The 1,469-nt window shown below is 51.3% G+C and carries 1 protein-coding gene; it reads right to left on the bottom strand.

The window, feature by feature from the left end:
- Positions 1–1,469, bottom strand: a 1,469-nt coding sequence (locus V7Z69_RS09920; RefSeq protein ID WP_334139821.1) for an aldehyde ferredoxin oxidoreductase N-terminal domain-containing protein, incomplete at both ends; no start/stop codon positions are given.

The raw sequence follows: 1,469 nt of genomic DNA, 5'->3' as shown, positions 1-1,469 counted from the left end.
CGGTCAGGGTTACCGCCCTTTCAGCTATGAACAGGGTCTTGACCGGGTCTTCTTCAGGAATGTAGCCCTTTTGGATAAGTTCCGGCCAAAGCTCCGGGTCGTTTTCTCCAAAGGCCCAGCTGCGGCCCCTCAGGTGATCGGCTCCCCTCGTCGAAGTTGCGTGGGCAAGGGAGAATATTCCCGCGGGGAAATGTCCTCTGCTAAGGCCCTTTACGTGGTAACAGAAGGGCATGGATTGGGGGCCAATTATCTTGGCAATGTTGTATAGGCCCTCTGCTACCAGGTTGCCGAATCCCTGTCGTAGGGCTATCTGGTGGATTAGTTCGATCTGTGCCTCTGCGTTCTCCCACGAGAGGTCGAGACCTCCAGTGTCTTCTTTTCCTATTATGCCCCGGTTGTAAAGGTCCTTCACGAAGGCTATGGCGTTTCCTAGTCCTATGACACACATGCCGTACTTGTCGGCCAGGTTTTCCATGGTCATTATGGCTATGGGGTCAGTAATGCCAGAGTTGGTCCCCAGGCAGTGGATACATTCATGTTCCATGGCCTTGCCTATTTCTCCCTTGTAGGGGCCATCGGGTATCTGGAACACGTCCTTGCAGGGCACTACACAGCTTGCACAAGCGGTGCGGCTAACCTCATACTTTTTGAGAGACTCGGGAAGTAACTCCTCAGGAGCCTCTTCAGGGGCGAGATATTTTTCGTTGTTGCGAAATCCTGGGTACCATCGGATCATTCCAACGTGGGTACCTATTTGGGCTACTACGTCCCGCTGAAAGGGATCGTTCATCAAGTAATCTCTGTCAGCTTTGGCAAGCTCTTCAAACGTCAATGGGTCGGATATGCCAGTTTTTATTTTGCCCCTTGCCGCAATGGCCATCAGGTTCTTTGAGCCCATGACGGCACCACTGCCCCTTGCCGCGGAGTTGTGTTTGTCGAACATTATTGAGGCGAAGCGAACCAGGTTTTCTCCCGCTTGTCCTATGGCAGCCACGGAAAAATCCCTGCCGAAGCGTTCTTTTAGGATGTCCGTCTTTTCCCAAGTAGATGTGCCCTTTAAATACGCTGCCTCTATAAGCAAGACGTCCTCTCCATCTATTATCAAAGCTACAGGGGTATCTGATGCGCCAGTGAAAACTACTTGGTCAAAACCAGCCCGCTTGAGGGCCAAGGCGAAGCTGCCTCCTCCATTTCCGTCTCCCAAGATTCCTGTCAAAGGTGATAAGGTGCTTACATGGATACGACTGGTGGACGAAAGGTTTGTCCCGGTTAGAGGACCTACGGCAAGACACAAAAGGTTGTCCGGGCTAAGGGGGTCTATTCCCGGTCTTATGTGATTGTAAAGCACCCAGTCGTTTAGGCCTCTGCCACCTATGAAGTTTTTCAATACCTCTTTGTCTATTTGGTTTACTGTTATTTGCCTATTTGTGAGATCAACCCAAAGGGCCTTTCCGTTCCATCCGTTCATG

The organism is Thermovirga lienii (assembly GCF_036847465.1).
GTDB classification, from domain to species: Bacteria; Synergistota; Synergistia; order Synergistales; family Thermovirgaceae; genus Thermovirga; species Thermovirga lienii.
This window is presented reverse-complemented; position numbering and strand designations above follow the sequence as displayed.